Consider the following 24,111-nt stretch of genomic DNA (forward strand, 5'->3'; position numbering starts at 1 on the left):
TCTCGCAATTATGCAAGTGTATAATAATTCCGTACCATGGATGGCCCGGACGTGCAGGACGACAGCCGTAAATTTACACGTGAATCTGCCGAGTTTCGGCGCGAGGCGCTTATCCTGGCGACTTTGGACCTGATTGCCGAGATGGGCGTTCGGGGTGCCACTGTGCGTCAGATCGCGGCCCGCGCGAACGTGACCCAAGGGCTGATCCGGCACTATTTCTCATCCAAGGAGGAACTGGTTCAGGCTGCGTACGAACATCACATGAATACGCTGACCGATCAGACAGCTGCGTCGTCAGGGAAAGGCAGCGCAGTATCTCAGTTGACCAACTTCGTTGATGCGTCGCTGCGACCGCCAATCGTTGATCCAAGCGCTGTGGCCTTGTGGGCCGGTTTCCTGAACAAGGTGCAGCGGGATCCGAAAATGCAACGCATCCACCAGCAAACCTATAACTATTTCCGGGATCAGCTTGAAAAGCTGATCGTCGCCGCATTGCAAGAAACCGGACGTCCAGTCACCACGCCGCAAGCCGTGCAACTGGCCATTGCCTGCAACGCGGTTATCGATGGTCTTTGGCTGGAAGGCGGTGCGCTTCCAGATGAATTTTCCGAAGGTCAATTGGCGCAGATCGGATTGGATTCCGTCAGTGCTATCGTCGGTATCTCATTGATCAAAGAGGTGGAACAACCATGAAGACCACATCTGTGACAGAACGGTTAGCGGGCTTGGGTGGCGCCAAATGGGGCGTACATCTGAAAGCGCGCGACCTTATTAAGGCCGGAGCGGACATCGTCGAAATGACGATAGGTGAACCGGACGTGCCGGTGCCGGACGCGCTGGTCGAAGCCACCGTAACCTCACTACGAGCCCAGCGAACGGGCTACTCCAATGGCCGTGGCGAAGCTGGCTTGCTTGACGCGCTTTCCGCCCGTTACTCGGCTTCCCGCGGACGCGTTTTCGGGCCCGAGAATTTTCTGTGCTTTCCCGGAACGCAGACCGCATTGTTCGCTGCCATGGCCGGCGTTGCCGAGGCCGGTGACGAAGTTCTGGTCGGTGATCCGATGTATGCAACCTACGAAGGGGTCGTGCGTGCTTCTGGGGCGGAAATGGTGCCCGTACCGCTGCGCCCGGAACACGGGTTTCGCATGCAGGCCAAAGATATCGCCGTACGCGTAACACCGCGCAGCCGCGCCATTCTTCTGACCACGCCACACAACCCAACGGGTGCGATCCTGACCGCCGAGGAGCTAGCCGAGATCGGACAGCTCGCGATTGCGCATGATTTGTGGATTATCTCGGACGAGGTCTATGAAGAACTGATCTTTGACGGGGCCAGATTTGTGTCGCCACTGGCAGACCCGGAACTGGCGGATCGTGTCATAGGCGTATCATCCATCTCGAAATCACATGCCGCGCCGGGGTTCCGCAGTGGCTGGTGTGTCGGGCCAGCCGCGTTTTGCGAAGCGCTACTGCCCTATTCCGAGACCATGCTTTTCGGCAATCAGCCCTTTATCGCCGATATGACTGAAAAGGCGATCCGCGACGGGTCCGAGGTTGCCTCCGGCATGGCCGCCCGTTTTTCAGCGCGCGCTACGCTTTTGGCTGATCGCCTCGAAGCAGAAACGGATCTGACCGTTCACCGGCCTCAGGCGGGAATGTTCGCCATGATCAACGTCTCCGCCACCGGGTTGGACGGCGAAGCCTATGCCTGGGACCTGTTGCAGACCGGGGTGGCTGTCATGCCGGGTTCCGCCTTTGGGGACAGCTTGAAAGACTGGGTACGGGTCGCACTGACGATCAGTGACACCGACTTTGCCACTGCGGTCTCTCGCATAATCGATCACGCCAACAGAAAATCACGCGAGGTTGCATGAGTGAAATGACCGTGGGCGAAGCATTGGTTGCCAGGCTTCGCCAAAGGGATGTGACCTGCGTCTTCGGAATTCCGGGCGTTCATACGGTCGAGCTTTACCGCGGGCTTGCAGGCTCGGGCATTCGTCACGTTACACCCAGACACGAACAGGGCGCAGGATTTATGGCCGACGGCTATGCGCGCGTGTCAGGCAAACCGGGTGTGGCCTTTGTGATCACCGGGCCCGGATTAACCAATACATTGACGCCGATGGCGCAGGCCCGCGCGGATTCAATACCAATGCTGGTGGTGTCTGGGGTCAACAAAACCGCGTCGCTTGGCAGGGGTTTAGGGCATCTGCATGAGTTGCCAGACCAGTCGGGACTGGCCAGGACCGTTGCGTTGTTGTCCGAACAGGTTTCCGCCACCAACGCTCTGGACCCGGCCTTGGACCGCGTGTTCCACACCCTCACCAACGGTCGACCCGGACCGGTGCATATCGAAGTTCCGTTGGATATTGCAGCGGCTGATTATCAGGAAACACAGGTCGAACCGCTTGTCTCAGCCTCTCCGATTGACCCGGCTTTGATTACACAAGCCGCACAGCAACTGGCCAAAGCGAAGAACGTTGTCATTCTGGCGGGCGGCGGCGCAAAACGTTCCGAGGCTGGATTGCAGGCTCTGGCCGAAGCTCTGGATGCGCCCGTGGTGCAAACGGTCAACGCGCGCGGCCTGATGCACAGGCATCCACTGACCGTTCCGGCCAGCCCCAGCCTGAACGCCGTACGCGGCTTGATAGAAAGCGCCGATTGCGTCCTTGCACTGGGAACCGAGCTGGGCCCAACCGACTATGATATGTATGCCACCGGCCAAATTGCCAAAATGTCAGGGTTGATACGGATTGATCAATGTGGCGGGCAACTGACGCGACATGAGGCAGCGCTCATCATTCAAGGTGACGTCAACTTGGCTGTATCAGCGCTGGTTGACGCCTTGCCGCACAAGCCAAAGCAAAGCGATGGCGCGGAACGTGCAAGCAAAACACGTGACGCCGCCTGGGCGGAAATTGGTCCGGACTATCGCAAACAGGTGGAAATCCTCAACGCAATGCGTTCTGCGGTCCCCAACACCCTGATGGTCGGAGACTCCACCCAACCGATCTATGCCGGCAATCTTTTCTACGATCACGACCGGGCCGGAGGCTGGTTTAACGCGGCAACCGGGTACGGCGCGCTGGGCTATGGAATCCCCGCTGCCATCGGCGCTTCGGTCGCCGATCCCACGGCACGTGTGATATGCATCGCGGGCGATGGGGGCGCGCAGTTTTCTCTGCCTGAAATTATGGCCGCGGTCGACGAAGACCTGCCGATCACCTTCGTGATCTGGAACAACCACGGATACCAGGAAATTGCCACGTCAATGCAGGATGCGGGCGTGACAGTCATAGGATGTGATCCCTCGCCTCCTGATTTTTCGGCGACGGCCAAGTCATACGGTATTCCATTCGCTTCGGTTCCAGCTGAACCGCAGGCTGTCGCGCAGGCATTGCGCCAAACTGCCGCCCAGAACGGGCCGGTAATGATCGAAGTCACCGCTCCGAAATTCGCAGCTCAGAAAGATTGAAACATGTCAGACCCAACCTTTGAGTTTTCCCGCGCCATCACCCGCCGTCCGGCTCCGACTATTGCAGGCGGGTTGCGTGCAGAAGATATCGGAAACCCGGATTTCGACGGGATGACAACGGCGCATAAGGCATATGTGGCAGCACTGAAAAGCACCGGAGCAGAGGTGATCGAACTGGATCCCCTGAACGCGTTTCCCGACGCGCAATTTGTCGAGGATACAGCCCTTTGCCTGCCGCAAGGTGCGATATTGATGCGGCCCGGCGCACCTTCGCGGATGGGTGAAGTGGCTGAAATGGCGCCGACCCTTCGCGACTGCTACGACACGGTTCTGGAAATTCAGGGACCCGGCCATGTCGAGGGTGGAGATATCCTTGTTACCGGTCGCGAAATTCTGGTAGGCCGGTCAGACCGGACTGACGCGGAAGGTGTCGCCGAGCTGGCGAAAATCACCTCGGAGTGGGGGCACAAACTGCGCGAAGTTTTCACGCCCGAGGGCGTCCTACACTTCAAGACAGATTGTTCGCTGATGGACGCCGAGACAATACTGTCGACCCGACGGCTGGATGCATCGGGCTGTTTTGAGGGCTACCGGGTGCTGCATGTTGCGGACGGAGAGGAAGCTGCCGCCAATGCGATCCGCTTCAACAATCTGGTGCTGATGGCCGCCGGCTTCCCACGCACCGCTGAGATGTTGGATCGCGAAGGGTATGAGGTCGTAGAAATCGACAACACCGACTGCGCAAAGCTGGATGGTGGAATGTCCTGCCTTTCGTTAAGGTTCTAAGGGCGTGACCGGTAGCGTTCGATCCTTGGTGTTTCTTGCGAGAACCGTCGCCTGTACCGGTCTTTCCTTTCCCGCCATTCGCTCATAAACATAGGTGGCCGCCGATGATCTCGTCCGCCGAGTGCGACCTGCAACCGGTTGCAAGACTTTTGCGATGGTGCATAATGAATCTCTGATGCAAAACACCTTGATATCTCTGACCATCAACGACCGGAGCCGCACTGCGTGAGCGTGACCCTGAAAGACGTCGCAGCCTTGGCTGGTGTATCGCGATCTGCGGTGTCGCGCACCTTTACCGAAGGCGCCTCGGTCTCTGCAAAAACACGCAGCAAAGTTGAAAAGGCCGCGCGCGAGCTTGGCTACAGTCCTAATGCCCTCGCCTCGTCCCTGACCACCGGGCGCACAAAACTGATCGGGTTGATTTCGAACAACTTTCACAACCCGATTTTTCTTGAGGTTTTCGATCAGTTCACCCGCGCATTGCAGGAACGCGGGCTGCGCCCTTTGATCGTGAACCTGACGGACGAGACCGAGCCCGCAAACTCGGTCCGCATGCTGCGCCAGTATTCGGTTGACGCGGCCATCGTTGCGTCTTCGACGCTGCCGCCCAGCTTTGCCAAGGCGTTTCACGATGCGGGCGTACCGGTGGTGCATACATTTGGCCGCTCGGCCACCTCACCCGAAGTGCATGTCGTGGGAATCGACAATGTCGAATGCGGGCGCATGGCCGCGCGCGAGCTTTTGGCGCGCGGATATAAGCGTGTCGGCTATTTGGGCGGGCCTGAAGATGCAACCTCGGCGCTCGACCGGTATCGCGGGTTCATGGAGGAGTTGGCAGATCATCCCGATATCGAAGTAAGCCATTGTTTCGCAGGGGCTTATTCCTTCGAAGCCGGTCGCGCCGAAATGTTGCGCCTGTTGGCCAACACCCCGTCCGAAGCGTATTTCTGTGGCGATGACATCCTGTCTGTTGGCGCATTGTCCGCACTGGCCGATCACGGGCTGAAACCGGGTCAGGACATTGGAATCATCGGCCTGAACGACATGGAAATGTCGCGCTGGGAAAGCGTTAACCTGACAACGATCCACCAGCCGATCAAGCAGATCATCACCTCATCCGTCGATCTGGTTGTCGAGATGCTGAAAGAGCCTCAGCGCTATCCCGAGGCCCGTATTTTCCCCTGCCGCGTGATTGAACGGGGCACATTGCGGCCCCGCCCCTGATCAGCGAAACATCGGCGGCCGCGCGTCCTTCCATACGCCATCGGCCTTGCCCGATGCAACAGCCGCGTGAACGGCCGCAATGGACCGCAGCCCATCTGCCGCACCGGGCAGACCGTCGCGTCTTTCACCGCGGATCGCATCCGCCAGATCGCAATAGATGTTGGCGACCGCCAGCGGGAACCCCTCGGGGTGCGCTATGGCGACACGCGACAGGCGTTGCACCTCGTCGTGCAAACCGCCCTCACCCTTTTCGATGATCTGAGTACGCCCCCCGACCGGAGTATAGATCAACTGGTTGGGCTGTTCGGACGCCCAGCGCAGCCCACCGGTTTCGCCAAAAACCTGAATGTCAAAGCCATGCTGCCGTCCGATCGCCACCGATGATGTCCAAAGGCGTCCAACCGTGCCGCCCTCCATCCGGAAATTGATCATTGCATCATCTTCCAACTCACGGCTGGCGATGGTCGAAGCCATGTCGGCAGACAGGGTTTTCACCTGATCGTCACAGATGAAACTGGCCATGTGCAACGCATGGATGCCGCAATCGGCAAACTGCCCCGAAACACCGGCCATCGCTGAGTCATAGCGCCAGCGCACGCGCGGATTATCCGCATCTGTGGCGTCGCCATGATGACCGTGGCTGAAATTGGTCACCACCAGACGCACCTTGCCGATATCGCCTGCGCGCACCATTGCACGGGCCTGACGCACCATCGGATAGGCAGAGTAACAGTAGTTCACCGCACAGATCCTGCCCGAGGCTTCGGCCACGCGCACAATCTCTTCGCCCTCTTCCACCGTCATGGTCATCGGCTTTTCACACAACACGTTAAAACCTGCCTCAAGATACGCCTTGGTAATCTCAAAATGGGTCGAATTGGGCGTCGCGATGGTTACCAGATCAACCCGATCCTCGCGGTCTTTTTCGCCCGCCAGCATCTCTTGCCAGTCACCATAGGCACGATCGGCAGCAACACCCAATCGCTGCGCGTATTCGCGGCCCACGTCGGGCCGGTGATCCAGCGCGCCAGCAGCAAGCTCGAACAACCCGTCCGCCTGCGCCCCAAGGCGATGTGCAGGGCCAATCTGGCTGCCTTCACCACCCCCGATCATGCCCCATCTCAACTTAGCCATGGTCATTGTCTCTCATTGGAATTGTCTCGTAGAGCGATCAGAAATCGCTGATGTCCTGCCACTGCCGCTGATCGGACGAGGCCAGCGCAGCGGCCAGCACGCGGTTGACCTCATGCCCGTCGCGGAACGTGGGCCAGATCGCCTCGCCGGTGTGGATGGCCTGTAGAAAGTCCTTGGCCTCGATGATGATCTGGTCCTGATAGCCGGTTCCATGACCCGGACCCTGACAGAAGGGCTCATAATCCGGGTGCGCGGGGCCGGTCAGGATCTTGGTGAACCCGCGCGCGGCTTCGGGTCCTTCGCGCTTGTATAGCCACAGCGCGTTCTGGTCCTCCTGATCGAACCGGAGCGCGCCTTTTGTGCCCGAGATTTCATAGGCATAGCCCATTTTCCGACCCGTCGCGACGCGGCTGAAATACAGGTTTCCCATCACCCCGTTTTCAAACCGACACATCATCTGGGCATGGTCGTCATTTGTTACCTCACCACCGGGGCGGGTTTTGTGAACGGTCTCAACATCGGCCATCACCTGCGCAATGGGCCCGATTAGGGCCAATGCGCCGTTGACCATATGCGGGGCAAGATCGCCGATTGTGCCATTGGCCCTACCGGTTGTGCGCCAGGTGGCCGGGGCCTGCGGATCTGCATAGAAATCCTCGGTATGCTCGCCCCGGAACCACGTGATGTCACCAATCGCGCCATCGGCAATCAACTGGCGGGCATATTGGCTGGCGGGTGTGCGGATATAGTTGAACCCCACCATGTTCACCGCCCCCGAAGCCTCTGCCGCGGCAACCATCGCCCGACTGTCTTCAAGCGATGCACCCAATGGTTTCTCGCACAAGACCGGTTTACCCAAGGCAAAAGCCGCTTCGGCAATCTGACGATGTGTTGACTGAGGCGAGGCGATCACGATTGCCTCGACCCTGGGGTCTTCAACCAACATGCGCCAGTCATCGGTTGCCCGCTGAAATCCATAGGCCGCCCGGTAGCGTTCGGCACTGTCCGGGCTCGACGCGCAGATGACCTCAAGCCGGGGGCGCAACGCCGTGTTGAACACCGCACCGACGGCCGACATGGCAACGGAATGGGCCTTGCCCATATAACCGCCCCCCACGATTCCCACTCCGATTTCAGGCATCTGCCATGGCCTCGCACATTGTGTTTGCAACCGGTTGCAAAATCAGTATCGTGTGAATCGATTCAACGCAAGGTCCAAACTTTGCCCACCCCACTTTGCCGGAGGACATGACGTGAGCGCTTTGATGGAGGGTATCAAAGGAAACAGCTTTGCCGTTCTGGGGCGTGCGGGTATGGACCTTTACGCAGACCCGATCGGTGTCAAAAGCGAAGAGGCCGATACGTTCCATGCCGATCTTGGCGGCTCGTCCGCGAATATCTGCGCCGGTCTGGTCAAGCTGGGCAGTCAGGCATCCTTGATCACCTCCGTCTCGGACGATGCAATTGGTCGGTTCTGCCTCAACCGGTTGCAACATTACGGGGTGGATACCTCTTATATCCGCGTGTTGGGGGGTGAGTATCGCACCTCTCTGGCCCTGTATGAAAGCCGGACCGATAACTTTCAGAATGTCATCTACCGCAACGGTGCGGTCGATTTTCAGGTTACTGACGCGGATGTCGACAAGGTTGATTATTCATCCTTCTCGGCCCTGATCTCGGCTGGTACCGTCTTTGCGTCGGAACCCTCGCGCAGCGCCACGTTCCAAGGGTTTGAAAACGCGCGCAAAGCTGGCCTTCCGATCATTTTCGATGTTGATTACCGCCCCTACAGCTGGCCATCGCCAGAAATTGCCGCTGACGTTCTGTCCCGTGCGGGCGAAGCCTGTGACCTGATTGTCGGCAATGATGAAGAGTTCGGCTTCATGGCCGGCGGCATGGAAAAGGGCTTTGCCAAGGCACAGGACCTCGCCAGGAAACCGGGCCGGGTTGTCATTTACAAGATGGGCGAAAAAGGCGCCGTGACGCTGGCGGATGGGCAGGAAATCAGAACCGGGATCTACCCAGTGGACGCCATCAAGCCAGTCGGGGCTGGTGACAGTTTCATGGCAGGGCTTCTGGCTTCGATCGCGGCGGGGCACTCGCTGAAAGACTCGGTGATGCGCGGTTCCGCCTGCGCATCCATTGTCGTTTCCAAACCCGGCTGCGCCCCCGCCATGCCGACGACCCCCGAACTGAACGCGTTCCTCGCCTCTCACCCTGGCCCGACCACATAGGAGTATCCCATGCATATCGCGCCCTATGACAATCAGAACAAGCCCATCGTTGACGCCGGTGATCCGTCAGTTCCGCTGAACTATTTCAACATCGTCAAACTGAAAAAAGGCGAGGCGTTCGAATACCAGGTGCCGGGCTACGAGACCTGCATCGTCCCTGCAACCGGCAGCGTCGATGTGGATGTCGAAGGCGTTTCCTTCCCCAGTCTGGGCAACCGGGGCGAAGATGTCTGGGATGGCGAGCCCGAGGGCGTCTATGTGCCCGTCGGCGCAAAAGTGCAGATGGTCTGCGTTTCTGACGCGACCGAGGTGTTCATTGCCGGTGCAACATATGACAAGGTGCTGGACCCGTTCGATGTGCGCGAACACGACCTTGTGCAATATGGCAGCGACGACACCAAAACCCACCGCAAGATCAAACACATCCTTGGCCAAAAGCAACACGACAAGGTCGGCCGCCTGCTGGTGAGTGAGCTGTTCACCGTCGGTCAGGGCGGCTGGTCGGGCTTCCCCAGCCACAAGCATGACACCAACCGCCTGCCGGACGAGACCCGCCACGATGAGACCTATAATTTCCGGTTCAAGCCCAACTGGGGCTCGGGCCTTCAGATGTTGCAGCGCGAAGATAACCAGCCGGGCGACGCCTATCACATCGTGGATGGATCGACCGTTTGCATCGACAAGGGCTATCACCCCTGCTGCGTTTTGCCGGGGTACGAGATGTATTATTTCACCATCCTCGGCGGCCTGACCCAGCGTTCTCTGGTGCAGTATTTCCAGCCCACACATGCCTATCAGATCGAGACCATTCCTGGCATCAAAGACATGATTGCGAAATTCAAATGACCCTCGTCACACTGAAAGACGTCCTGCAACCCGCTTATGAACAGGGCTATGCCGTAGGCGGGCTGGTCACACTCGGCTGGGAAGACATGCGCGCCTATGTAGCCGCGGCCGAGGCCGAGAATGCGCCCGTGATCCTGCAAGCCGGACCCAGCTGCCGCGAGCACACGCCACTGCCGATCCTGGGCAAGATGTTCCGGTATCTGGCCGAAAACGCCTCGGTGCCCGTCGTGGCGCATCTGGACCACGGCTATACGTTCGAGGACTGCAAGATCGCGCTGGACAGCGGGTTCACCTCGCTGATGTTCGACGGGTCGCGCAAACCCCTGCGGCAAAACATCGATGAAACTGCCGAAATTGCCGAGATGGCCCATGCGGCAGGGATTTCCTGCGAAGGCGAGATTGGTTTTGTCGGGTACTCGGGCGGTGAAGGATCGAACGGCACCGACCCGGCAGAAGCGGCCCAGTTCGCACGTGAAAGCGGTGTGGATGCGATGGCGATATCGGTCGGCAACGTCCATCTGCAACAAAACAAGGAAGGCGGTCTGGACGAAGCCCGTATTGCCGAGATCGACGCCATGACCACAGTACCTCTGGTCATTCATGGCGGGTCGGGCGTGCCGATAGATCAGCGCGTGAAGCTGTCCCGCGAAACCTCGATCTGCAAGTTCAACATCGGGACCGAGCTGCGTATGGCGTTCGGAAATGCCATGCGTGAGGCCGTCAATCGTGACCCGGATCGGTTTGATCGCGTCACGATCCTGAAAGAAACCCACGATCCGGTCGAAGCCGCCGCGCGCATGGTCATCCGTGCCTTTGGCGCACCACCGCAACGTTAACGCGCGCTTTCGCCTTCAGATCGAGCCGCCCTCGACCATGAAGTTGCCCGCGCTGCACATGGCGGCGTCGTCCGAGGCCAGAAACAGAACCATGCGCGCGACATAGACAGGCTCTATCGGATCGGGCAGGCATTGACGGTCCACCTGTTTGGCCAGCGCCTCGGGCGTGACCCACAGGTCTTTCTGGCGCTCGGTCATGATCCAGCCCGGCACCACCGTGTTCACACGAATGCGGTGATCGCCCAATTCGCGCGCCATGGTGCGGGTCAGGCCATGCACCGCCGATTTGGCGGTGGCATAGGCCGGAAAACCTGCCCCGGCCTCCCACCAGGAATTCGATCCTATGTTGACGATCGAACCTGCGCCCTTGGCGATCATACCCGGGGCCACAGCCTGAATGGCAAAGAACATATGGCGGATATTGGTCGCCATCCGCTCATCCCAATAGTCCGGCGTCACCTCGCGCCAGTCGTGGCGGTCATCCTGGGCGGCGTTGTTGACCAGCACATCCGCCTCGCCCAGCTCCTCGACCAGTTGCTCCAGCGCAGCCCGCGTCCCTTCGATATCGCGCAGGTCACATTGCGCAAAGGCGTGTTCACCGTCCAAGTCCGCCAGCAGAGCATGGCCCGCATCCGCATTGATATCCAGAAACCCGACCTTCGCCCCTTGCGCGGCAAAGGCGCGAACGGTTTCCGCACCAATTCCCCCGGCCCCGCCGGTGATGATAACCGTTTTGCCCGCAAGGCTAGGGTAATTGGCGAAGTCTTGGCTCATCCGTCACGCTCCATGATCCATTCGACCTCGGGGGCCAGGGCAAACCGCCATTTGCGCAGCGGGCCCGCCATGACGTTCAGATAATACATCTCAAACCCATAGGGCGCGCCGCAAGGGTGATGGCCACGCGGAACGATCACAACATCGCCATCGGAGACAGCCATCGTCTCATCCAACTGGCCATCATCGGTATAAACCCGCTGAATTCCGAACCCGTTGGCCGGGTTGAGGCGGTGGTAATACGTCTCTTCCAGATAGGTGATGCGGGGAAAATCGTCCTCATCATGTCGATGACTGGGGTAAGAGGACCAGTGCCCATTGGGCGTAAAGACCTCAGTCACCAGCAGACTGTCGGCATAATCCTCGTTCTCCATCGCGATATTGTTGATATACCGCGTATTCACACCCTTGCCGCGTTCGGTCAGCGTGATGCCATCCGGCCCGATCCGGCGCGCTTTGTGGCCGCCCTTACCCGGGGCCGAGCACACCGCCACAACGCAGTCGGTTTCCGCCACAGCCTCCCACTCGGTTCCGTTGGGCAGATACAGGCTATGCGGCGGTGTCTTTTCGAACACGTTCATCCGGTCGCCCAATACACCCCAGTCCTGACCGGCCCCGGTGATCCGTGCCTTGCCTTCGACCATCACCAGAATGATCTCGCGGTCTCCTGTCGCCTCGGCCGCCCTGTCGCCCGCTTGCAGATGATACAGCCCAAAACCCACATATCGCCATCCGGCACTGTCCGGAGTGATGTCATGTACCTTGCCACGGGTTCCCTTAGGCTTCTTCAGCAGGTCTGCCATTCTTGTTCTCCTTATTGGGCGGGCCTAAACGGCCCGCCTGTTTCGCCCTCAGGCCGCTTGTCGTGCTTGCAGGGCCGAAAGCGCCTCGGACAGTCGGGCCTCGGCCCACCCTTCCGATACGGCCCGGTGCAATATGTCGGCCTGGCTTTCAGGCGCATTGCCACCAATCGGCGGGTCGGTGTCCAGATTGGTCGGGAACGGATAGCCCTCAGCCGTTGCGGCAATCGCCGCATTCAGCTCTGCCGCACTCAGCGCCCCCCGTTGTTTCAGGGCGACCAGCGACGGAAACACCGCCTGCGACATGGACTGCCGGTCAACCATCTCCATCGCACGACCGAAGGCAGACGAGACCTGCAACAGGTTCGCCATCCGCTGAATATCCGCACTGCTGTTTTCCCCGGCAGCGTGGAACAGCGCCGGATTGAAGAAAACGGCATCCCCCTTTTCAAGAGGCAACTGAATGTAGTTCTCTTCGAAAAACGCCCGGTGTGCCGCATCGTGAAAGGCCAGATATCCCGGCGCATAAAGCTGCGAAAAGGGCAACAATTTGGTTGGACCGCTTTCCACGGGCATATCGCAATGCGCAACCGCCCCCTGCAAGGTCAGCGAAGCCGTCACCAGATGGGCATGGGCCGGATACCGGGCGGCGCTGTCGGCGGTCTGGAAGCCCAGATGGTAATCCCGATGCGCCTGCTGTGCCTTGCCGCCGGGGCGCACCTGATTGATCTGCGTGGTCACTTGATAGTTCGGCCCCAGCCACGCCTCGCAAGCCGCTGCAATGGCCACATTCCCGAAATAGAGCGCAAAGCCCTCGGGATCGCGCAAGCACTGTTTCTGTAACGCGTTCCATATCCGGTCATTCGCGCCCGAGGCTGCAAAGTGGTCGCCTTCCCCGGCCCCGCCCTGACGTTCTTCCTCGATGATCTGATGGAACACAGCGGTCGCACGGTCGATCACGGACGTATCCGCAAATGCGCCTTTTAGAACGATCACGCCCGCCGACTTGTCCAGCACATACGCCCATTCCGCCAGCAGCGCTTTTCTTTGATCAGCCTTCTCCAACACCGGGCGCAGCGCATGCATATCATAGATCGGAACGTTCTTTTGCACCGATGCGGCATGAGGCACCGCACCGGCTGTCAGGTTTTGCGAGGTCAACACCTTGAACTCATCCAGATCGCAGGATTCCCGGTCAAAATAGCCGACATATCCAAGGTCTTGATGTACCATGACAAACTCCTCTTTCATGGCTTCGGTGTTGCCCCGAGGGGCGGTGATTAAACGGTGATCTCCAACCCTGCCTTGCCGCAAACCTCGACGATATGGTCATAGCCCAGCTTGGAGTACTCATAGGGCGGCGCCTTGGCGGGGTCCTGCTCGGCCTCGACCACGATCCAGCCGGTGTAATCCATTGCTTTCAACGCGTTGGCTACGGCCTGAAAGTCGATGCACCCATCACCCGGCACGGTGAACGCGCCGGCGATCACCGCATCCAGAAAGCTGCGATTGTTCTCGCGCGTGTCCTGCACGATGTCCGGGCGGATGTCCTTGAAGTGGACATGGTGCACCCGGTCGCCCCAACGGTTCAGCGTGGCCATCACATCGCCACCGCCAAATAGCAGATGGCCCGTATCGAAACACAGCTTAAGTTCGGGGCCTGAACCCTGCATCAGCCAGTTCACCTCATCTTCGCTTTCGATGATCGTGCCCATGTGATGGTGATAGGCCATCGGCATACCCTGATCTGCCATCCATTTGGCAAGCTCGGTCAGCTTGGCCGCATAGGCCAGAACCTCGTCTTTGGACAGCTTCGGGCGGTCATTGACCGGCGTTCCGATCTGCCCCTGGACGGTATTGGAACACTCGGCGTAAACGATGCAGGGGCTGTTCAGCGCAACAAACTGTTCGACCTGTTCACGCACGACAGCGATTTCGGCGTCCAGGTCATTGACCAGAGTACTGCCCGAGCACCAGCCGCCACACAACGCGATGTCATTGGCCTCCAGATAGGCGCGCAACCCTTCGGTGTCGCCGGGCATCCGCTGGCCCCGTTCAACACCGGTATAGCCGATCTCGCGCGCTTCTTTCAGCGCCTGCTCCATCGTGTAAGCTGCGGTCAGGTCCGGCAGATCGTCATTCTGCCAGGCAATCGGAGAGATACCGATCTTCACGCTCATTTCGTGTTTCTTTCCTTGATGGCGACCTCATAGGCCGCACGTTTTTCGTTTACTTCCGGACGGATGCTGACCTCGGGCACCGCCACTTCCCACCACGTTCCGCCATATTCGGTCGATGGGTAGGGATCGGTGTCGATCACCACCACATAGGGGCCTTTGATGTCACTTCGCTTGGCCAGTGCCTCCTCAAGCTCGGTGATCGAGCTGACCTTGAGCGCGGTCGCCCCCATGGCTTCGGCATGTTTGGCAAAGTCGATCACCGAATTTTCGCCGCCGACCGCGTGATCCAGCAGGTTGTTAAACTCGGCCCCGCCGGTTCCCATCTGCAAACGGTTGATGCAGCCAAAGCCGCGATTGTCGGTGACCACAACGGTGAACGAAATCCCCATCATCGCCGCCGTCGCCATTTCCGAGTTCGCCATCATGTAAGTGCCGTCGCCGGTAAAGCAGATCACGTCGCGGTCGGGCTGGGCCATCTTGATGCCCATCGCACCGGCGATCTCATACCCCATGCAGCTGAAGCCATATTCCATATGATAGGCACCGGGGCGCGGTGCCTTCCACAGCTTGTGCAACTCACCCGGCATCGTGCCCGCGGCACACATGGCAACGGTGTTTTCATTGGCCACCCGCTGCACGGCACCAATCACCTGCATATCCGTGGGCAGCGCATTGCTGTCTGCGGGCGCGTCGGTCAATGCGTCGACCTTGGCAAACCATTCGGGTTTCAGCGTTGCAGGCATATCAGGCGCGCGGTAACCGCCCAACGCGTCGCTCAGGTCACCCAGCCCAACGCGGGCGTCAGCCTGCAGCGGCATCGCGCCGTGCTTTGCCGCGTCATAGGCGGCGGTGTTCAGGCTGATCAACTCCCGCTCGGGGTTTGCGAACAATCCCCAAGACCCGGTGGTGAAATCCTGAAACCGGGTGCCGACGCCCAGCACCAGATCCGCCTCGGCGCAGATATCGTTGGCAGGCTCACCGCCGGTGACGCCAATCGGACCAAGGTTCAGGGGGTGATCCCAGGCCAGCGCGGATTTTCCCGCCTGCGTCTCGGCCACCGGCACGTTGTGCGCTTCGGCAAAGCGCTGCAACGCGGCGGTCGCGTCCGAATAATGTACGCCACCCCCGGCCACGATCACAGGGCGCCTGGCTGCCTTGATTGCGGCCACGGCCCGTGCCAATTCACCTTCATCCGGACGAATGCGGCGCTGATACCAGACGCGCGGCTCAAAAAAGCTAACGGGATAGTCATAAGCCTCGGCCTGCACGTCCTGACAAAAGGCCAGCGTCACCGGACCGCAATCCGCCGGGTCCGTCATGGTGCGGAAGGCACGCGGCAGCGCCGTCAACAGGTGCTCCGGCCGGGTGATGCGGTCGAAATAGCGGCTGACCGGTCTGAAACAGTCATTCGCACTAATAGTTCCGTCCGAGAACACTTCGGGTTGCTGCAAAACCGGGTCGGGTCCACGCGTGGCGAACACGTCACCGGGCAGCAACAAAACCGGCAGGCGGTTCACATGGGCCAGCGCAGCAGCGGTAACCATGTTGGTGGCCCCCGGCCCGATGGACGAGGTGACCGCCATCGCCCGCCTGCGCCCCAACTGCTTGGCATAGGCAATCGCACAATGTGCCATCGTTTGTTCGTTATGACCGCGATAGGTGGGCAGGCTGTCTTTCACACCGTGCAGCGCCTCGCCCAAACCAGCCACATTGCCATGGCCGAAAATCGCCCAGACACCTGCGATAAAGGGCTCTCCGGCCTCGTTCATCTGCGCGCCCAGATAGCGCACCAGAGCTTGCGCCGCGGTCAGTCGGACTGTCTTGCTCATCATGATCCCTTTCAACTCAGCTCCGCCTTTGGCGGCCTGCGGGTTTTCTCATTTGCGAAGGTGCCAGCTTTTGTATCAAAGCCTGAAAAAAGTGGGGCGTCACGTGCCACCGCCCGATGGATGCCCCATTGGGGCATCCAAATTCTGTACTCTAAACCGTGCCGCCCAGCGATCCCTCAAGCTCGGCCATTTCCTGACCGCCCGCCATCAGGTCCTGCAACTGCTCTGGCGTGATCTCGCCACGCGTTGCTGTGCCCAGCGTCTTGCCCCGGTTCAAAACGGTGAACCTGTCGCCCACCGCCAGCGCGTGACGCACGTTGTGGCTGATGAACACCACGCCAACGCCCTGACTGCGCACCTTGTCGATGGTGGCCAGCACGTTCGAGGTCTGGCGCACACCCAGGGCCGAGGTCGGTTCGTCCAGGATCAGGATCTTGGCACCAAAGTACACGGCGCGGGCAATGGCGACGGTCTGCCGTTCCCCCCCAGACAGGGTGCCAACCGCCTGATCCGGCCCGCGCAGGTTGATGCCCATCTTGCGCATCTCTTCCATGCAGACCTCATTCGCGTGTTCGACATCGAACCGCTTCAGCAAACCCTTACCCTTGGTCGGCTCGCGCCCCATGAAGAAGTTGCGCGTGACGCTCATCAGCGGGATCATCGCCAGATCCTGGAACACGGTCGCAATGCCTGCCTCCATCGCATCCCGCGGAGTGTCAAAATGCAACGGCTTACCCTCGAAAAAGATCTCGCCCTTGGTGGGTTTATGTACCCCGGACATGGTCTTGATGAAGGTCGACTTGCCCGCGCCGTTATCGCCCAGCAGGCAGTGGCATTCACCCGGTTTGACGTCGAAACTGACGCCCGCCAATGCGATGATGTTGCCAAAGTGCTTCTCGATATCCTTCATTTCCACGATGGGGGCCTGGTCGCCTGCCGCATCGCCATGGTGGAACTTGGTATCTTCGGTCATATCAGCGCTCCCCGGTTACGCGTTTGCGGATCGCGTTGTTGAACAGAACGGCAATCAGCAGCATCGCGCCCAGGAACACCTGGAACCAGTCCTGATCGAAATCCGTATAGGTCAGTCCGATGACAACCATGCCAAAGATGATCGAACCAAAGAACGCCCCGATGGCCGAGCCATATCCGCCCGTCAGCAGACAGCCCCCGATCACGGCAGCGATGATCGCCTCGAATTCTTTCTGGAAACCACGCCGTGCGTCGGTCGAGCCCGCGTCGATCACCGTAATGATGGCCACCAGTGCAGCGCAACAGGCGGTCAGCATGAACAGAGACACCTTGATCTTGCTCACGGGAACACCGGAATTCGATGCCGCAGTGCTGTCACCGCCCGCCGCGAAAATCCAGTTCCCCGCCGGGGTTCGCAGCAACACATAGGTGGCGGCCAATGCCAGCACGATGAACCACAGGATTTCGACCGGGACGCCGGGTACCTTGGGTGCTCCGCTTTTGAAGGTATCAATCATGCCGTTGGCCGCCAGCCAGGCAAACAGGCTGCCAAAGGCTTCGCCCGAAAAGAACGGCGCCAGCCAGTCGTTTTCGACCACGTCACGCACACCGCGCAACTGGGTCGACCCTCCGGTCGCCGCCTTGAGGCCAACCAACGACAGACCGCGCAGAATAAACAGGAAAGCCAGCGTCACGATAAAGGACGGCAGGCCGGATCTTATGACGATATTGCCGTTCACTGCCCCGACAAATGCCGCGAATACAAATGTCATGGGGATCGCAATGATCAGTGGCAACTGCCATGTCACCACACAGACGCCGAAAAACAGGCCCGCAAACGCCACCATGGAACCGATGGACAAATCAAACTCGCCGCCGATCATCAGAAGGGCCGCACCGATTGCCAGAATGCCCAGCTGTGCCGCAGGTGTCATGAAGTTCATGACCCCGGCCAGGGTAAACATCGAATCGTCTGCTGTGATGGCAAAGAAGATGACCACCAGAACGACACCGGCCATCGCACCGAGTTCGGGCCGTTTCATGAGCTTGGTCATGAAAGGTTCTTTCTTGACCCTTTCGTCCCCGGCGATTTGCGCTGAGTCACTCATCGTTTCCTCCCACTTGGATGGGAACGGCGCCACCGCGCCGCCCCGTTTTGTTCAGGTTGCGGTGTGGATCAGCGGATGCCCTGCGCGGACAGCTCGATCACCTGCGCGGCCTTATCCTGAGTGATCAGGTTCGGACCCGAAGGAACGTTACCGCCGGGCATCAGGCCGTATTTGGCGTGCAGGCCCATGAAGTTCACCGACAGGTACCCTTGCAGATACTGCTGCTGGTCGATGGCAAAGGCCGCGTCACCATCCGCAATCGATTGCAGGAAGTTGGCCGACAGGTCGAAGGACGCAACATTCACGTCACGACCCGATGCTTTGACAGCGGCAACAGTCGGCTCACCGGCCGAGCTTGCACCCAGCGCCATAACCGTATCGACGGCTTCGTTAGCAGCCAGAGCAGCCGAGACTTTCGACTCGATTTCCGACGGATCGTTCGAGGTCGGCAGAACTTCGACATTACCGCCAAAGCCTTCCGCGAAACCTGCACAACGCAGGTCCAGCGCAACGTTGCCCACTTCGTGGTTCACACAGATCGCGGTTTTGCCCCCCATCGAAGCCAGTTGTTCGCCCGCAGCTTTCCCGGCGTCAAACTCGTCCTGACCCACGTGCAGCAACGCACCCAGCTGTTTCGACACATCCGACCCCGAGTTGATCGAGATCACCGGGATGCCTGCGGCAACGGCGCGTTCGATCGACGGGCCAAGCGCATCCGCATCCGGGATCGAAACGATCAGGCCATCGGGCTCCTGGTTCACGGCAGCGTCGATCAGCTGCGACATGGCCACCATGTCGAAAGTTTCCGGAGCGCGGTATTCCACATTCACTCCGACATCCTTGCCAGCCTGTTCTACACCGTTCTTCACGACGTTCCAGAATGCGTCATTGGCCTGGCCATGCGATACGACCACGATGTCCTGCGCAAGAGCGGGCGTCGCCAGGGCCAGTGCCCCTGCGGCAAGTGCACCTTTAACGAATTTCTTCATTTCAGTTTCCTCCCATTGGTTCAGTCTGATCTTCTGTTGGGGTACCGGCCCCAATCATCCGGCTGTGCCGAATCTCAGTGGCTGCGGCTCAGGGCCGAGCTGTCGTTAGTTTGAAGAATTTTGGTCATTTTGCAACCGGTTTCAAAATTTCCTCCATCCGGACGGGCATTCCCGTCTGCGCTGACAGGGTCGCGGCCTCGGCCATCGCCAGCGCTGCCACACCATCCTGCAACGTGACGGGAACGTCGGAACCGCCGCCGACAGCATCAACAAATGCGGCCCATTCCACGCGGTAGGCCGGCATGTAGCGTTCCAGAAAGAAATAAGTCGGCTTCGCGCCCACAACGCCATCCGCCGTCGATTTCACGACGGTGTTTTCCAGCATGTTATGCGCCTGCAACAACCCTTCCGAGCCCAGCAACTCGACCCGCTGGTCATACCCATAGGCCGCCCGGCGCGAGTTCTTGATGACCGCAATCCGGCCGTCTGCGTAAGTCATTGTGACCACGGCCGTGTCCACATCGCCTGCTGCGCCGATCTCTGCATCCACAAGCGACGATCCCACCGCTGTGACGGTCTGGGGCACATCCCCCATCAGAAAGTTCGCCATGTCGAAATCGTGGATCATCATGTCCCGAAACAGTCCTCCGGACACTTTTACGTAGCTGACCGGTGGCGGGGCCGGGTCAAATGACGTGATCGACAACAGTTCGGCCTTGCCGATTTCACCTGCGTCCAAACCGGCCTTCAAAGCCGCAAAATTAGGATCGAACCGCCGGTTAAACCCGATCATGACAGGTTTGCCGCGCCCCGCTACGGCGCTCAGACAGTCCTGTGCCCTCTGAAGGCTCAGATCGACGGGCTTTTCGCACAGAACGGCTTTGCCAGCGCCCGTGGCCGCCTCGATCAGGTCGGAATGCGTATCCGTCGGCGTTGCAATCAGAACCGCGTCAATTTCGGGATCAGCGATAATTTCTTCTGAACTGCGTGCCTCGGCCCCATATTCATCCGCGAGGCTGTTCGCCGCCTCGGGCAGCGCATCGGATATCGCACACAGCCTGCTCCCCGGATGGGAAGATATGGCCTGCGCATGAACGCGCCCAATACGCCCGGCACCCAGCAATCCGACCCTCAACATGCAGCTCTCCCGAATCTTGTTGTTGTGCGTAACAATGATTTTCTTTGCAACCGGTTGCAATATATTTTTTGCATCACCCCCGGATTTGCCAGCGGCTTCTACAGCCTCAACACGAATACCGCGCAAAAACCCGGTCTGATCTCAACAGGATTGCACTACCTGACACGCATATTTCCGCGCAAATGCCAACCTACGGGAATCCCCCAATATCGCCGCACGGTGAATCACGTTAGATTGTACGTAAGGAACACATACTACCACTCTGTGACCCCCTTAGAGGGGCTGGCATGACCCCCTCGTCCAGCCCCTCATACCACACCAAACAGCCACAAGATCACGACGCGCCGACCAAAGCAGGCGCATGTCCGGTATAGATCTGGTTTGCAAATGGCGATCCCTGAAGGACTCGAACCCTCAACCTGCTGATTAGAAGTCAGCTGCTCTATCCAGTTGAGCTAAGGGACCGCTGCGCCCTTCTTGCGGTTTTTACCCGCGGGGTTCAAGAGGCAAGCGCATGAATGCGCTGTTGGGATCATCAACATATCCAAAGATAGGCCCGCAATAGGAATATCCCAGCGACTCATACAGCTTGCGGGCGGCATCATATTCGCGAAGATGGCTCGCCCCGGTCTCAAGAACCAAAGCCTCGCACCCCTCTGCGCCGGCCTGTTCAGCCAGATGCACCATCAGCACGCGCGCCAGCCCGCGCCCTCTTGCCTGCGCCAGAATATGCACTGATTTTACTTCGGCGGTTCCATCGGGCAGCGCTTTCAGCGCACCGCATCCCAATGGCTGCTGTCCGTCAAAAATGGCCCAGAACCGCACCCCCGGCCCGGCCAAGGCTTCAGCATCCATCGTGTGGTTGCTTTCCGCGGGTCCCGCGGTTTCACCATGGGCAAAATGCGCATCGACAATCGGGCGCAATACGTCCGATGTCGGGTCAGCCTCTCGGATTTCGATCATTCAGTGCGTCCAGGGGCCGCGCCGGTCGGTTGCGAAATTCTCGCCATAGCCCCGCGCGCGCAGATTGGGCTTGCGCTTGTGCGGCTCGCTGACCTGCGCATCGATACCGTGGGCCTTGGCATAATCCAGCGCCTCTTCCCGCGTGTCGAACTTCAGGCGTACCTGAGCCTGCGTGTCACTGGACGACGTCCAGCCCATCAGCGGATCAACCTCGCGCGCCGAGGCCGGGGCGTATTCCAGAACCCATTTGCGGGTCTTGGCCATCCCCGAGGTCATCGCATTTCTTGCGGGCTGGTAGATCCGTGCGCGCATGTCGCCTCTCCGTACTCACTTGGCTGAGCCCGTTTATGCGTCAGAGCGCGCCCGGGGGCAAGATTGCAATTGTCGCGGCCCTCGCCTGCGAACTCATGCCAGAAACTGTCATCAGGTCGGAATAGGGTCTCGCCAAACAAACCCAAGAACATCACACCGTCTCACCCGTCGCACGGCCTCAGACCGCATAGCGGGCAATGAATCCGGATCGGCCCTTGCAGTTGGACAAAATAAGAACAAATGTAAGGGCCTGACGCCTGGAGCCTACCAATGCCTTACGCCCATTCCGACAAGACCCAACTGACCACCGAAGACGTGCGCGCGCGTCTGAAACTGGAAGGCGGCAAGCAATTCGTGATGCATACCGAATTCAATCCGGCGGGCGATCAGCCCACGGCGATCAAGGAACTGGCGGGCGGCGTGCTGGACGGGGAACGCGATCAGGTGCTGCTGGGCGCGACCGGGACGGGCAAGACCTTCACCATGGCCAAGGTGATTGAAGAAACCCAGCGTCCGGCCATCATCCTCGCCCCCAACAAGACATTGGCGGCGCAGCTATATGGTGAGTTCAAGGGCTTCTTCCCCGAAAACTCGGTGGAATATTTCGTGTCCTATTACGACTATTACCAACCCGAAGCCTATGTGCCGCGCTCTGACACCTACATAGAAAAAGAATCCCAGATCAACGAACAGATCGACCGGATGCGCCACTCGGCCACGCGGGCGTTGCTGGAACGCGATGACGTGATCATCGTCGCCTCGGTCAGCTGCATCTACGGTATCGGCTCGGTCGAAACCTACGGGGCGATGACGCAGGATCTGAAGGTCGGTCACGAATACGACCAGCGGCAGGTGATGGCCGATCTGGTGGCCCAGCAATACCGCCGCAACGATCAGGGGTTTCAGCGCGGCTCATTCCGGGTGCGGGGCGACAGCTTGGAAATCTGGCCCGCCCACCTCGAAGACCGCGCCTGGAAACTGTCCTTCTTCGGCGAGGAACTGGAACAGGTCACCGAATTCGACCCGCTGACCGGTGAAAAGACCGACACGATGGACCATATCCGGGTCTATGCGAATTCCCACTACGTGACGCCGAAACCGACGATGCAGCAGGCGATCATCGGGATCAAAAAAGAACTGCGGATGCGCCTCGACCAGCTGGTCGGCGAAGGCAAACTGCTCGAGGCGCAGCGGCTGGAACAGCGCACCAATTTCGATCTGGAAATGCTCGAGGCCACCGGCGTCTGCAACGGGATCGAGAACTATTCGCGCTATCTGACCGGCCGCGCTCCGGGCGAACCGCCCCCGACCCTGTTCGAATTCATCCCCGACAACGCCATTGTCTTTGCCGACGAATCCCATGTCAGCGTGCCGCAGATCGGCGGCATGTACCGGGGCGACTACCGGCGCAAGTTCACGCTGGCCGAACACGGGTTCCGCCTGCCGTCCTGCATGGACAACCGGCCCCTGAAGTTCGAGGAATGGGATGCCATGCGCCCGCAATCCGTCTTCGTCTCGGCCACCCCCGCCGCGTGGGAGCTCGACCAGACCGGCGGCGTCTTCACCGAACAGGTGATCCGCCCCACCGGCCTGCTGGACCCGCAGGTCGAAATCCGCCCGGTGTCGATGCAGGTCGACGACCTGCTGGACGAGGTGCGCAAGGTCGCCGCCGATGGCTATCGCACGCTGGTCACGACGCTGACCAAACGCATGGCCGAGGATCTGACCGAATACCTGCACGAACAGGGTATCAAGGTGCGCTACATGCATTCCGATATCGACACGCTGGAACGGATCGAGATTTTGCGCGACCTGCGTCTGGGCGCGTTCGACGTGCTGGTCGGCATCAACCTGCTGCGTGAAGGGCTCGACATTCCCGAATGCGGGCTGGTCGCCATTCTGGATGCTGACAAGGAAGGCTTTTTGCGGTCCGAGACCTCGCTGGTTCAGACCATCGGCCGCGCCGCGCGCAACGCCGAAGGCCGGGTGATCATGTATGCCGACAAGATCACCGGTTCGATGGAACGCGCGCTGGCCGAAACCGACCGCCGCCGCGCCAAGCAGATGGCCTATAACGAGGAACACGGTATCACGCCCGCGACCGTGAAAAAGAATGTCGAGGATGTTCTGGCCGGGCTTTATGAGGGCGACGTGGACATGAACCGCGTCACCGCCACCATCGACAAACCGATGCACGGCGCCAACCTCGAGGCGCACCTGAACGGGCTGCGCGACCAGATGCGCAAAGCCGCCGAGAATCTGGAATTCGAAGAGGCCGCCAACATCCGGGATGAAATCAAGCGCCTGGAAGCGGTCGATCTGGCCATCGCCGACGACCCCATGGCCCGCCAATGGGCGGTCGAGAAAGCCTCGGAGGACGCGGTCAAATCGCGCGGGCGATCAACGGCTGGACGGCCGGGGCAGCGGGGTGGGAATGTGAAGCGGCGGAAGCGGTAGCCTTACACACAACTGACGGTTGCAATTTGCCTCAAAGCAGGAAATCTATCTTC

Annotated in this window: 22 protein-coding genes and 1 tRNA gene; 9 read left to right on the forward strand and 14 right to left on the reverse strand. The window is 59.7% G+C overall.

Features of this window, described 5'->3' with window-relative positions; genetic code table 11:
- Nucleotides 1-36 precede the first annotated feature (36 nt).
- The 5 genes from ACR0DY_RS05395 to ACR0DY_RS05415 all read left to right on the forward strand — a co-directional run bounded on the left by ACR0DY_RS05395 (nucleotide 37) and on the right by ACR0DY_RS05415 (nucleotide 5,485).
- Nucleotides 37-693 (forward strand): TetR/AcrR family transcriptional regulator, encoded by a 657-nt coding sequence (locus tag ACR0DY_RS05395; RefSeq protein WP_480897911.1) that lies wholly within the window; start codon nucleotides 37-39, stop codon nucleotides 691-693.
- Entirely contained in the window at nucleotides 690-1,874 is a 1,185-nt protein-coding gene (locus tag ACR0DY_RS05400) for a pyridoxal phosphate-dependent aminotransferase (protein WP_480897913.1), read from the forward strand. The genes ACR0DY_RS05395 and ACR0DY_RS05400 overlap by 4 nt, the downstream gene beginning before the upstream one ends.
- Nucleotides 1,871-3,475 carry a 5-guanidino-2-oxopentanoate decarboxylase gene (locus ACR0DY_RS05405; protein WP_480545963.1) on the forward strand — a complete coding sequence of 535 codons (1,605 nt, stop codon included), beginning with the start codon at nucleotides 1,871-1,873 and terminating at the stop codon, nucleotides 3,473-3,475. The genes ACR0DY_RS05400 and ACR0DY_RS05405 overlap by 4 nt, the downstream gene beginning before the upstream one ends.
- A 3-nt stretch (nucleotides 3,476-3,478) precedes the next feature.
- On the forward strand, nucleotides 3,479-4,261 hold the full coding sequence (locus ACR0DY_RS05410; RefSeq protein WP_480483315.1) for a dimethylarginine dimethylaminohydrolase family protein: 783 nt from the start codon (nucleotides 3,479-3,481) through the stop codon (nucleotides 4,259-4,261).
- 225 nt (nucleotides 4,262-4,486) lie between these two features.
- Nucleotides 4,487-5,485 (forward strand): LacI family DNA-binding transcriptional regulator, encoded by a 999-nt coding sequence (locus ACR0DY_RS05415; RefSeq protein WP_480585759.1) that lies wholly within the window; start codon nucleotides 4,487-4,489, stop codon nucleotides 5,483-5,485.
- On the opposite strand, the gene ACR0DY_RS05420 is transcribed toward ACR0DY_RS05415, so the two are convergent.
- The gene (locus ACR0DY_RS05420) at nucleotides 5,486-6,619 is read right to left on the reverse strand and encodes a Gfo/Idh/MocA family protein (protein WP_480897915.1); all 1,134 of its coding nucleotides are present in this window, start codon (nucleotides 6,617-6,619) and stop codon (nucleotides 5,486-5,488) included.
- Between the two features lie 37 nt (nucleotides 6,620-6,656).
- Complete coding sequence (locus ACR0DY_RS05425; RefSeq protein WP_480538911.1) at nucleotides 6,657-7,760, reverse strand: Gfo/Idh/MocA family protein; 1,104 nt, start codon at nucleotides 7,758-7,760, stop codon at nucleotides 6,657-6,659.
- A 124-nt stretch (nucleotides 7,761-7,884) separates the two neighbouring features.
- Between ACR0DY_RS05425 and iolC the strand changes: the two genes are divergently transcribed.
- Genes iolC through ACR0DY_RS05440 form a run of 3 tightly spaced genes read left to right on the forward strand, consistent with a single transcriptional unit; the run spans nucleotide 7,885 to nucleotide 10,535 of the window.
- A complete protein-coding gene (iolC, locus tag ACR0DY_RS05430; RefSeq protein WP_480483371.1) occupies nucleotides 7,885-8,853 on the forward strand; it encodes a 5-dehydro-2-deoxygluconokinase in 969 nt (322 codons plus the stop codon).
- Nucleotides 8,854-8,862: 9 nt separating this feature from the next.
- The gene (locus ACR0DY_RS05435) at nucleotides 8,863-9,699 is read left to right on the forward strand and encodes a 5-deoxy-glucuronate isomerase (RefSeq protein WP_480558918.1); all 837 of its coding nucleotides are present in this window, start codon (nucleotides 8,863-8,865) and stop codon (nucleotides 9,697-9,699) included.
- Nucleotides 9,696-10,535: a class II fructose-bisphosphate aldolase gene (locus ACR0DY_RS05440; RefSeq protein ID WP_480558916.1), complete on the forward strand. Its 840-nt coding sequence runs from the start codon at nucleotides 9,696-9,698 to the stop codon at nucleotides 10,533-10,535. Before ACR0DY_RS05435 ends, ACR0DY_RS05440 begins: the two co-directional genes overlap by 4 nt.
- 15 nt (nucleotides 10,536-10,550) lie before the next feature.
- Here ACR0DY_RS05440 and ACR0DY_RS05445 read toward each other — a convergent pair whose 3' ends face one another.
- The 12 genes from ACR0DY_RS05445 to ACR0DY_RS05500 all read right to left on the reverse strand — a co-directional run bounded on the left by ACR0DY_RS05445 (nucleotide 10,551) and on the right by ACR0DY_RS05500 (nucleotide 21,601).
- A complete protein-coding gene (locus tag ACR0DY_RS05445; RefSeq protein WP_480483303.1) occupies nucleotides 10,551-11,309 on the reverse strand; it encodes an SDR family NAD(P)-dependent oxidoreductase in 759 nt (252 codons plus the stop codon).
- Nucleotides 11,306-12,112, reverse strand: coding sequence for a 5-deoxy-glucuronate isomerase (gene iolB / locus ACR0DY_RS05450; protein ID WP_480897917.1), 807 nt, complete (start codon nucleotides 12,110-12,112; stop codon nucleotides 11,306-11,308). The genes ACR0DY_RS05445 and iolB overlap by 4 nt, the downstream gene beginning before the upstream one ends.
- 48 nt (nucleotides 12,113-12,160) lie before the next feature.
- Nucleotides 12,161-13,342 carry a phytanoyl-CoA dioxygenase family protein gene (locus tag ACR0DY_RS05455; RefSeq protein ID WP_480545951.1) on the reverse strand — a complete coding sequence of 394 codons (1,182 nt, stop codon included), beginning with the start codon at nucleotides 13,340-13,342 and terminating at the stop codon, nucleotides 12,161-12,163.
- 47 nt (nucleotides 13,343-13,389) lie between these two features.
- A complete protein-coding gene (gene iolE / locus ACR0DY_RS05460; protein ID WP_480483297.1) occupies nucleotides 13,390-14,289 on the reverse strand; it encodes a myo-inosose-2 dehydratase in 900 nt (299 codons plus the stop codon).
- Nucleotides 14,286-16,118 carry a 3D-(3,5/4)-trihydroxycyclohexane-1,2-dione acylhydrolase (decyclizing) gene (iolD, locus tag ACR0DY_RS05465; RefSeq protein WP_480545950.1) on the reverse strand — a complete coding sequence of 611 codons (1,833 nt, stop codon included), beginning with the start codon at nucleotides 16,116-16,118 and terminating at the stop codon, nucleotides 14,286-14,288. The genes iolE and iolD overlap by 4 nt, the downstream gene beginning before the upstream one ends.
- A 151-nt stretch (nucleotides 16,119-16,269) precedes the next feature.
- Nucleotides 16,270-17,091, reverse strand: coding sequence for an ATP-binding cassette domain-containing protein (locus ACR0DY_RS05470; protein ID WP_480475274.1), 822 nt, complete (start codon nucleotides 17,089-17,091; stop codon nucleotides 16,270-16,272).
- 1 nt (nucleotide 17,092) lies between these two features.
- Nucleotides 17,093-18,199, reverse strand: a complete 1,107-nt coding sequence (locus tag ACR0DY_RS05475; protein ID WP_267364099.1) for an ABC transporter permease — start codon at nucleotides 18,197-18,199, stop codon at nucleotides 17,093-17,095.
- A gap of 68 nt (nucleotides 18,200-18,267) precedes the next feature.
- On the reverse strand, nucleotides 18,268-19,188 hold the full coding sequence (locus tag ACR0DY_RS05480) for a sugar ABC transporter substrate-binding protein (RefSeq protein ID WP_267364100.1): 921 nt from the start codon (nucleotides 19,186-19,188) through the stop codon (nucleotides 18,268-18,270).
- Nucleotides 19,189-19,312: 124 nt separating this feature from the next.
- Nucleotides 19,313-20,326, reverse strand: a complete 1,014-nt coding sequence (gene iolG / locus ACR0DY_RS05485; RefSeq protein WP_480483293.1) for an inositol 2-dehydrogenase — start codon at nucleotides 20,324-20,326, stop codon at nucleotides 19,313-19,315.
- Between the two features lie 388 nt (nucleotides 20,327-20,714).
- Nucleotides 20,715-20,791, reverse strand: a tRNA-Arg gene (locus ACR0DY_RS05490).
- A 21-nt stretch (nucleotides 20,792-20,812) separates the two neighbouring features.
- On the reverse strand, nucleotides 20,813-21,289 hold the full coding sequence (locus ACR0DY_RS05495) for a GNAT family N-acetyltransferase (protein ID WP_267366437.1): 477 nt from the start codon (nucleotides 21,287-21,289) through the stop codon (nucleotides 20,813-20,815).
- Nucleotides 21,290-21,601 carry an ETC complex I subunit gene (locus ACR0DY_RS05500; RefSeq protein WP_209507877.1) on the reverse strand — a complete coding sequence of 104 codons (312 nt, stop codon included), beginning with the start codon at nucleotides 21,599-21,601 and terminating at the stop codon, nucleotides 21,290-21,292.
- 270 nt (nucleotides 21,602-21,871) lie between these two features.
- On the opposite strand from ACR0DY_RS05500, the gene uvrB reads away from it, so the two are divergent.
- Complete coding sequence (uvrB, locus tag ACR0DY_RS05505) at nucleotides 21,872-24,058, forward strand: excinuclease ABC subunit UvrB (protein ID WP_209598575.1); 2,187 nt, start codon at nucleotides 21,872-21,874, stop codon at nucleotides 24,056-24,058.
- Nucleotides 24,059-24,111 lie beyond the last annotated feature (53 nt).

It is taken from the genome of Ruegeria sp. O6, assembly GCF_056535045.1.